Here is a 1,143-nt window from a genome sequence, read left to right as displayed (position 1 = left end):
AATGAGAACCTTCCTTACGTTTTTGAAAAGTTTTATCGTGGTGAAAAATCACGTAGCTCTCATACGGGTGGAAAAGGAATGGGGCTTGCAATTGCGAGAAGTATAGCGGAACTTCATAAAGGAGATATCACTGTACGTAGTAACGATAAAGAAACGGTTTTCACTATCGTTTTACCGCAGTATAAAGAAATGTAAGAAAGTCGTAAGTATTTCTTTCATATGTCGTAATTTTTACTTCGTATCATGGGGAACAAAGATAGGAGAGTAGGGATACAGCATGTGGAAGAGATTTTTATTAGCGATTATAGTTGCTTTTTTAATTATAAGTTGGAGTTTAGTTTATTTAGGTAATGGCGTTACATCAGTCTTTGTGTGGTGGATTATACAGGCTTTTAGTGTAATTTCAGTTTGTCTCTTAATAGGCTCAGCAGTAATGTTTGTTTGGAAAGGCATTTTTAGAAAGCGGATAGATGGAACGCTACTATTAATAGTTCTGTTTTCTACCATTGGAGCTTGGCCCGTGGGGTGGTTCGCTAACATTGGGAGAATTGCATACCCAGTAGATGTACAGTCTATGAGTCCTAAAGTAGTCGTTCGTTTTCCTTTGAATGAACGAGCATTGATAGGTTGGGGCGGCGATAAATTAGAAACGAACTATCACGTTATAAAACCAAATGAACGATGGGCATACGATATTCTCATTCCACCTGCTGAAGTGAAAAGTAGTAAGTTAGAGGATTATGGAATATATGGAGCGAAAGTAATGGCACCAGCTTCTGGGACAGTTGTATCAATTAAAAATGATGAAATAGATTTAGTTCCGGGATCGGATGATTTTCAATCGATGGCGGGAAATCATATTTATTTACGACTGGATGAAACAGGTACATTTTTGTTTCTTGCCCATTTAAAGAAAGGATCAATTAAAGTGAGGGAAGGCGAACATGTAAATGAAGGAGAATTTCTTGCCCAAGTCGGTAACTCAGGAAGTTCAAGTGAACCACATTTACATATCCATCATCAAAGGCAGGATCCATCCAAGGTGAGTATGTTTTTCACGGAAGGCTTGCCACTTTATTTTCGAACTGAAAAAGGTGCGATAATGCCAGAAAGAGGGACATACATAAGTGGTAAGTAGAAGGA

General features: G+C 38.1%; 2 protein-coding genes. Both read left to right on the top strand.

The annotated features are described in order from the left end of the window. A partial coding sequence (locus AC1DTM_RS27690) for an ATP-binding protein (protein ID WP_477001397.1) occupies positions 1–195 on the top strand: 195 nt, incomplete at its 5' end. Positions 196–277: 82 nt separating this feature from the next. After that, complete coding sequence (locus tag AC1DTM_RS27685; protein ID WP_016104518.1) at positions 278–1,138, top strand: M23 family metallopeptidase; 861 nt, start codon at positions 278–280, stop codon at positions 1,136–1,138. Positions 1,139–1,143: the final 5 nt, after the last annotated feature.

Source organism: Bacillus sp. P4_D3, assembly GCF_056401855.1.
Note: the sequence above shows the minus strand (reverse complement) of the source record. Positions and strands in the feature narration are given on the sequence as shown.

Coding starts and splice junctions, on each gene's coding strand:
- AC1DTM_RS27685 (WP_016104518.1), top strand. CDS start 278: ATGTGGAAGAGATTTTTATTAGCGATTATAGTTGCTTTTTTAATTATA.